6 protein-coding genes are annotated in these 8,730 nt (G+C 61.2%); 3 read left to right on the forward strand and 3 right to left on the reverse strand.

What is annotated here, in order from left to right:
* From AC1DHX_RS19580 to AC1DHX_RS19590, 3 genes are all read right to left on the reverse strand, one after another.
* On the reverse strand, positions 1-314 hold a 314-nt coding region (locus tag AC1DHX_RS19580), incomplete at its 3' end, for a hypothetical protein (RefSeq protein WP_476900379.1).
* A gap of 167 nt (positions 315-481) precedes the next feature.
* On the reverse strand, positions 482-2,062 hold the full coding sequence (locus tag AC1DHX_RS19585) for a competence protein CoiA (RefSeq protein ID WP_476860293.1): 1,581 nt from the start codon (positions 2,060-2,062) through the stop codon (positions 482-484).
* A 616-nt stretch (positions 2,063-2,678) separates the two neighbouring features.
* Positions 2,679-3,617 carry an AbiTii domain-containing protein gene (locus tag AC1DHX_RS19590; protein ID WP_476860279.1) on the reverse strand — a complete coding sequence of 313 codons (939 nt, stop codon included), beginning with the start codon at positions 3,615-3,617 and terminating at the stop codon, positions 2,679-2,681.
* Between the two features lie 1,234 nt (positions 3,618-4,851).
* On the opposite strand from AC1DHX_RS19590, the gene AC1DHX_RS19595 reads away from it, so the two are divergent.
* The 3 genes from AC1DHX_RS19595 to AC1DHX_RS19605 form a co-directional block, all read left to right on the forward strand.
* Positions 4,852-5,901, forward strand: coding sequence for a LacI family DNA-binding transcriptional regulator (locus AC1DHX_RS19595; RefSeq protein WP_476860278.1), 1,050 nt, complete (start codon positions 4,852-4,854; stop codon positions 5,899-5,901).
* 36 nt (positions 5,902-5,937) lie between these two features.
* Positions 5,938-7,614, forward strand: coding sequence for an ABC transporter substrate-binding protein (locus AC1DHX_RS19600; protein ID WP_476900380.1), 1,677 nt, complete (start codon positions 5,938-5,940; stop codon positions 7,612-7,614).
* A gap of 139 nt (positions 7,615-7,753) precedes the next feature.
* A partial coding sequence (locus AC1DHX_RS19605; RefSeq protein ID WP_364746433.1) for an ABC transporter permease occupies positions 7,754-8,730 on the forward strand: 977 nt, incomplete at its 3' end.

Genomic DNA, 8,730 nt, shown 5'->3' on the forward strand with positions numbered 1-8,730 from the left:
CACTCCACCAGTGTCTCGACGGAGTAGCGGTCCGGGTGGCGCTTGTCTACGAGGTCATGGTGAGGCTTACAAAGCAGGATCAGGTTTGCAAAGGCTCTGCGCTCGTTATCCGTCATGTTTGGGTCATAGCGAGGACCGTCCGGGCTTGCAGCTCGGATGTGTGCAATTTGAACCTCAGTAAAAGGCTCATCATCGATGAAGGTGACCACCGAGCGTGGGCAGTCGGGGTAGTAGCACGTCGTCCCTGAAAGGGCGTAGAGCGCACGCACAGTGGCACTGGTGTATTGACGAGGACCGGGGCTGCTCTTACTCACACAGGGAGCCTAACAGTGGCTTGGCCCAGGTCTGGGCTTGGACTAGCGCAGGGTGTTAGCCTTGACAGCCTCGTCAAGGAACAGCACTTAGCGTGCCGGGTTGTGAACGCCGTCGAGGTCGAGCAGGATGATCGGCTTCATGGGTGCGACCCTTTCACGACCGCCCGTCATCGCCAACTGCCAGCCGGGTTGCTGCCGCCACGCGCCAGACACTTGGCGTTCGCGTGGATGCCCTCGTTGTCGTCTTCGAAAGTTCCGCCGCAGTCACTGCACTGGAACCTGAATCCGTTGGCGCTGCCGATGTAGCGTGGGTTCTCGCTGATCTCCCGCAGTCGTGCCGCCCTGGCATCTTTGGCCGCCTGGCGTGCGGCGATCTCGGTCGCGTCCCTGGCCTCAGACATCCAGAGGGCCCGGGGCCGCGGGCCGATGAACTCCGGGTGGCCTTCCTCAATGCGCGCCGGCCGGTGCACCGTCTGAGGCCTGAAGGTTTGCTCCCTTGGCGGCCCAGGGCGCGCGCCCGGTTCCGGCGGCTTGGGAACGTCAACCTCCGCCTGGCTACGTTCGGCAATTGCTGACCACTTCGAATTTGGTATCGAAGACACCCACCGCCCCTGGACCAGGTCGTTGCATGTAGGGCATGCGAACCCCAGAGGCTTACCGGGTCGGTTCACGGTGACCAATTTGCCTCGGACCAGCGAGCCGCCAGCGGCCTGAAGCCAGGCCTCGACCGGGACAAGGACACGGTCCAGGCTTTCAGGGCCCGGCCGGTATGGGCGAAGATCAATCCTCGCCGGCGGCTCCAGCAGCCGCCAGATGAGGAAAGGGTGGCCGGAGCCAGAACAGCTGACGATGCTCGCCCACACATTCATCCCCGCCCTAACTGCGGGTACAGCCCCGACGTCCGGTGCCACAGCTTGAACCGCGAACAGCGAGTCCCTTTCCACCTTGCGTTCCACCTCCTCCTGGCCCACGAGCTGTCTCGCTTTGGCCTCCTGAGCAGCCTTCACCCTGGCGGCCTCCGCGGCTTCGGCGCGCTCAGCCTCCAGTCGCTGGATGGTGTCCCACTGGTGCCGTGGCGTCCCGTGAGGCCACTTGAATCTTGGTTGCAGGACCGCGTCCACTATCGCCCCGGACCGGGCCATCTTTCCGATGAGCGGCTGGTGGTCGAGCAGCTCCATCAATTCAGCAGGATTCCCGGGCAGGTCGCTGGCCTTGCCGAAGCCCGTTACGATCATCGGCAGCTGCACCCGGAACCAATCGAAGTCTTTGGGGACAACCCACACCGGGCCGATGCGATCGTCCACGTAACGCTGGGACCGGCGCACGAACTCTTCCTCGGTCTGCTGCGAGAGCTGGACTTCGAACGCAAGCCGCCGGCCGTCCGTGTTAGTGGCCAAGACGTCGGCAGTCCAGGCCCGCTCGGGATGAGCGGCCTCCACCTCCGCGGTCCACCCCGGGGCCGCGTTGATCCTGTCCTTCAGCGCCTGCTTCATGGCCAGGTGCTGGGGCGACTCCGACTTGTGCACGACGGGGCACTCAAGGCTCGGGTAATGGGCGAAGTACTGGCGGCCCATGTGGGAGGTCACCCGTTTGGCCCGCAGCCCGCATTCAATCAGCACCAGCTCCGCATAGCGCGGATGTTTCACCAGATCACGCCACGGCCGATGAGCCATCTCAGTCGCATCGACTCGCTCACCATTGATGTACGCCACCAGCTGCAACGAAGATCCCCCCACCACCACGCCCATTGTCACCTGGCGGTCAATCTACCTGCCGTCCGCCGACGGCGCCATCAGGAACCGTTGACGATTCGAGCCCGCTGCTACGACAGAGCAGGGCACCCCGGTTGGCGCAGACCCTTTGCAGGATCCTCAGGCGCCCTTGCGTTTTCCGGTATGAATAAGGCATGACCAGTTCAACGAAGGACACGCGATCACCGTCCCTGTCGGTCCTGCCACTAATTTCTGGTGGGCATTCCAGTCCCAGAACTTCCGGCATGTCTATCTCGACGGCACCTTGTGGGCACCTTTAGCCGAGTTTCATCAAATGCCCCTGTCGTCGCAGTCCGGGTTTCCTTGAGGACTTCTGAGACAACAACTTGTACCGCCGTTTCGCAGCTGTGAATTTCTACGATAAATGGCGGTCTTTTTGCAGCGCTAAATGTCACCCTCACTGACTTCGGCTGCCGGTGGGAACGCGGCCCGCACCGGCAGTCACGTCCGTTGTCGACTCCTGCCGACTGTCTTGAAACGCTAGGGTTTCGAGGCACTGAGGTTATGAGACACAGGGGATCCAGATGCGGCGACCCCTTCAGGTGTCCGTAAGGGGATCCTTCAACGGCCGTGTTTGCAGCTTGCCCGTTGATCACCCGAAGGCGCCGGAGAGCGCCAGCGTAGTGATTGTTTCTACCGCACCACTGACGGCTGCGCTGACGGCCGGAGCGCCAATCAGTGCGGCGATGGCGTTTAGTTTGCCTGCTTTCTTCACCACGTCGCCGGTATTCGGCGTTTCCTGCTGGGTTGCTGCCCGGAGTTCCTCGACCGCCGCAATCAGTTCAGATCGGTTCTCGTCGTCAGCTACTCCCTTTGCCGTGGACTGAACGACGTCGAGCAGCCTGATCGCGTCGTCGACACTCAACCCCTCGGCCTTGGCTTTTGCCTTCGAACCGATGGCAGTAGGACCGTTTGCGGTCTGAATCGTGGTGTTGTACTGCGTACCGATGTGCTGGCCCACGGCTGCGTCCACAGCTTGTTTTCTTGGCAACTCCGTCAGCGGAGTCTCTGCAGTCAGGTCGGCAACGACGTCGACGAGTTGCGTTCTGATCTGACCTAGAATCCCTGTGAGCATCGACCCGGGAAGCGAGTAAGACATGCTCAGGATTTGCTGGAATGGGCCAAGCTCATCGTTCCAAATGGTTTGGGCATAGGCCAGGCCCGTGCTGGAAAAGGAGATCGAAGAGCTCCCGGCGAGACTCTCCAGCTCTTCGATGGGCTGACGGAGTGGAAATGACTCCGGCACGCCCTTCTGGGCCTCTACAGGCAATTGGAGCCGATTGAACGTTTGACCTTTGGCCCAGGTATTGCCACTAATTGAGCTCACCGTTATCGGTGGCGAGGGCAGCACCCGGTAGCTGGGGACTTCAGCGTCGTCGTCATATCCAGAGAGCTCGTATCTTGCCCATTGCCTCAATGACTCAGAGCCGGTTTCGGCACCGAGCAGCAGGCACTTGCGCAGGAGCCCTGCCAGAGGTTCTGATTCGTCCAGGATTTGCTCCCTCAAGGAGCCGAGCAGAGTGTTGGTCATTTGAAGTCCTTCAACGTGAAGCCCTGTTGCATACCAAGCGAATCTACCGGCCATCTCCGACAACAGGGGGGTACAGGTGCCCGAACCTGCCGTAAGCCGGTCCCTCACCGGAGCAACCACAACCCAAAATTTCCGGATCACGATCGCCGCGTTGTGGGGCCAGTCGATTCCCGTAAGACCTTCCCGCAAAATGCCCGGTGATGGGGGGCTAAACGGTACATCCAAAACTATGACCGGGCTCCTCATCGGATGCGCCCGCGTATCCACGAACGACCAAGACCTACCGCCCGGAAGAATGCCCTCGTTGCTCTTGGACTGTCATCGGAGAAGACGTTCACCGACCAGGGACTCGCCCGTGCCGACCGGGCACGCGCCGAGCTCAAGGAAGCGCTAGCCGCCTGACCGTCAACAAGTCGCACCAAGTCATGCACATGCCTGGGAACGTCGCCATGAACAGTCATGACATCAAGAAATGCAAACCAGCAAAGGCAGCACATCTCCCCCAGCCAGCGTTCAGTCATGCAGTTAGCGGCACTCCGGGCCATGAACGAGTAGGCAGCATCACCGCTGCCGGAAATCAAGAAAAGGAGCCACCCGGCTACAGAAACGGCCACCAACGAAAAAGGGCCCCCGCAGGGGCCCATCAGTGAACAGTTTGTGCACACTCAGAGGCTCACAAGCCCCTGAACAGGGAAAACACGTGCCCGAGGTGGGACTCGAACTACATTCCAGCCCTAGCAAACACTGGGAACTCCCGGAAACATGCGGAATCCGGCCCGATCCGGCACCAGTACGAACCGATCCGAAGCCCAAAGTGTGTACTTTGTACACACCCCAAATTGGCCAATTCCACGGATCAGGACGAAGCCTCACCCTAGCTCCTTCGACCGCGGGGAGAGCCCGCTTATGGCCGATATCGAGTCGCGTCAAGGCTAGGCCGCCGGCTGAAATTCGAGTTCAGCCCAGTCGACCCGGACGGGTCGGGAGCCAAGGGCGGCGGATATCCGGCCCGCCACTTGTCTCGCGGGATTCGATTATCTAGTGCGATTTTCTCTCGTTCACCCAGAAGATCCGACAGGGCGCCGACAACCCTCCGCACGCTGCTTGACACTCCAACCCAACGCGGGATATGTTCTATCTCACATCTACTTACGCGCGTTAGTAACGCGCATCAGTAGATTTAGCTAGACTCTCATCCAAAGTTCAGCCCTTATTACTAGACATCGGACGGTCAATGAAGACGAACCCTCGGCAGGCCAAAGTGACAATGCAGGATGTCGCGAACCATGTCGGAGTCTCTCGGACGACGGTTTCCTTTGTCCTAAACGGCGGAACGGGAAACGGAATTCCACAAGAAACCCGTGACCGCGTCCACCGGGCCGTGACCGAACTGGGCTACCGCCCGAACGCTGGAGCCCGAGCGCTGGCAGCCAAACACACCAAGCTCTACGGGCTGATCACGGAAATTGTTACGGCGCCTTATGCCGCCGACATCGTCCGAGGCGCCGAGGAACAGGCCGCGCGGGAGGGTAAAACACTACTGATCGCCAGCACCGACGGCAGCAGTGACGCCGACCGGCAGGCAATCGAAACGATGCTCGAGCACCGTGTCGAGGGTCTGATCTATGCAACAAGCTGGCATAGGGGCGTCCGGCTGCCGGCTGTCGCAGACGAGGTGCCGACGGTCCTGGTTCACTGCTTTGACGAAGCGGCCACCCTCCATTCCGTCATTCCTGACGAGGCTCAGGGCGGCTACGCCGCCACTATGAGGCTCATCGGGGCCGGACACGACCGGATAGGGCTCATCAACCTTGATCCCGTAATTCCAGCAGCCATCGGCCGCCGGGCCGGTTACATCCGCGCTCTGGACCAGGCAGGTATGGGCCTGGATGAGAAGTTGATCATCAACGAGGACGGCGAGGCAGACCAGGGCTACCGTGCGGCATCCTCCCTCCTTGACAGCGCGGTGCCGCCTACGGCCATCTTCTGCGCCACTGACCGTATGGCCATGGGCGCATACGACGCCATCAAAGAACGAGGGTTTCGTATTGGGGAAGATATCTCCGTGGTTGGCTTCGACAACCAGGAAGTTATCGCCAGCTACCTGCGACCCAGCCTGACGACTGTCGCACTGCCATTCCGGCAAATGGGGGCAACCGGCGTCGCGCTGCTGGCCAAACTGGCAGCGAACCGCGATCTAACACCGCTCCAACACATTGTCGAATGCCCTCTGGTGGAGCGTACATCCGTGCGCCTGCCCCTCCTGACGTCCACCACCCGCTAACCCCATCTCCCTTTCACTGACGAAACGAGCTCCCTCATGCCCAAAATCAACCCCAAAAGATCACTGACCGTTGTTGCAGCCACACTTGCGATCGGCGCCCTGACTCTCACCGGATGCAGCGCCGGAAACACAGCTGGAAGCACAGCAAACGGCGGAAGCGCCTCCAGCGGGCTCCTGACCATCCCCCGGGAGGACACCGCAACGTTCACCAGCAACTTCAACCCGTTCTCCCCGAGGGCGCTGCCTATGACGCAGCAGTCGGTCTTCGAGCCACTGCTGATCGTCAACCCCGTCAAGGGCGAACCCGTGCCCTGGCTCGGCGCTTCGTGGAAGGCAGACGAAGACGGCAAGGGAGCGACGTTCACCCTCCGCGACGGGGTCAAATGGTCGGACGGACGGCCACTGACGGCCGATGACGTGGTGTACACCTTTGAGCTCCAGAAAAAGATCCAAGGCGGGTTCGACTACTTGGCCAAGGTCTCAGCCGTAGATGCGCACACTGTACGCTTCGATTTCAACAAGCCCTACGCGCCCGGACTTTACGAAGTCGGCCAGCAGGTCATCGCCCCTAAGCATGTCTGGTCCCAGATCGCGGACCCGGCAAAAGCCACTAACGACAATCCGGTCGGCACGGGTCCTTACACRCAGGTCTCCCATTTCCAGRCACAGTCATTCGARCTYGATAAGAAYCCCAAYTACTGGCAGCCGGAAAAGCAGCAGCTGACCGGCATCAGGATGCTGGCCTTCGCCGGCAACTCCGGTGCCAACCTCGCCCTGCAGAATGGCGATGTGGATTGGAGCGACCAGTTCATCCCCAACGTCCAGAAAACCTTTATCGACAAGGATCCGGCCCACCGCCACTTCTGGTACCCCACCATAGGTGGCACCATCAACTGGCAGCTCAACACCACCAAGGCTCCCTTTAACGATTCCGTCGTCCGCAAAGCACTCAGCATGGCCGTGGACCGCGATCAGGTGACCGGCCTGGGCATGGCGGGCTACACCCATCCGGCCGACTGCACCGGCCTCAGCGACGCCTACAATAGCTGGCGCGACCAGAGCATCGTCGACAAATGTGACTGGACCAAGCTGAACGTGGACAAAGCCAACCAGATGCTCGATGACGCCGGTTACAAAAAGGGAGCCGACGGCATCCGCACCCTCAAGGACGGCAAACCGTTCCAGTTCAAGTTCTCTGTCGGCTCGGCATCTTCGGACTGGCTCTCCGTCGGYCAGATCATCTCCAAGAACATGGAAAAACTCGGYGTTAAGGTCGAAGTCARCTCCCCTGACTGGTCCCAGGTCGTCTCCTCCTACACCGACGGATCCTTCGACAGCGGCATCGTCTGGAGTAGTGCCGGCGCGTCCCCGTACGAGTTCTACCGCGGCGTAATGTCCCAGAAGGTGGTTGTACCGGCAGGGCAAAAGGCGAACGAAAACTACCACCGCTTTGGCGACGCGGAAGCGACCGCAACCCTGGACAAGATGGCGGCAACGGCAGACCCGGCAGCACAGAAGACCCTCGTCGGCACCCTGGAGGCCCGCTTCAACGACGCGGCCCCGGTGATCCCGCTGTTTTCCGGCCCGGCGTGGGGCGCCTACACCGACCAGCGATTCACGGGCTGGCCCAGCAGCGATAACCCGTATGCGACCCTTTCGGTCCGCTCCGCCACCACCGTGCTGGTTCTGACCTCGCTCAAGCCGGCGCAGTAGCCATCTCGTGGCTGTCCGGGGCAACCGGCCCCGGACAGCCACCAAGTCCGCCGCACATGCGGCCCCCGCACCGTTACCACCTGCCGGACCCGGACCGATCCCCGGGCGGCGCAACAATCATCAAGAAAGAAGCGGAATCATGGTATTCCTCCTCCGCCGTCTGGGGTTCTACGTCATCGCCTTCTGGGCCTGCATCACCCTGAATTTCTTCCTCCCCAGGCTGATGCCCGGGGACCCTGTCAGTCGAATGTTCTCCCAGGTACAGTCCCAGATGCGCCCCGACCAGGTGGATGCGCTCCGGCGGCTCTTCGGCCTGGACGACCGGCCGCTATGGGAGCAGTATCTGGCGTACATCGGCAACATCTTCCGCGGGGACATGGGCATCTCGCTCTCCCGGTTCCCCACCCCCGTTTCGGAAGTGATCGCATCACAAATCGGATGGACCCTCCTGCTCGGCGGCACCGCCCTGGTTATTGCCGTCATTCTGGGCAATCTCCTCGGCGTTCTGGCAGCATGGCGGCGCGGAAAGTTCCTGGATTCCGTCTTTCCCCCGCTGCTGATTTTCGTCGGATCATTTCCCTACTTCTGGCTGGCCATGGCCGCTCTATATCTGTTCGGGATAACCCTCGGGTGGCTGCCTCTGAACCATGCCTTCTCCACAGGCCTCAACCCGTCGTTTTCCCTCGAATACATCGGCGACGTAGCCGCGCATCTCGTCCTCCCGGCCCTGACCATCGTTCTGGTCTCCATCGGCGGGTGGATGCTGGGGATGCGTAACACGATGATCGCCACCACCGCCGAGGACTACATCACGATGGCCCGGGCCAAGGGACTCCGCCCGGCACGGATCATGTTCCAGTACGCGGCCCGCAACGCCATGCTGCCTTCGGTGACGTCGTTCGGCATGTCCCTTGGCTTCGTCGTCGGCGGCGCTCTCCTTACCGAAACCGTGTTCGCGTACCCGGGCATTGGCTACCAGCTTCTGACCTCTGTCCAGGCGCTGGACTACCCGCTGACCCAAGGCATCTTCCTCACCATTACCGCAGCCGTGCTGGCAGCTAACTTCCTGGTCGACATCATTTACGTACGACTGGACCCCCGGGTCCGGGTCAGCTA

This window comes from Arthrobacter sp. 05N33_2, assembly GCF_056397425.1.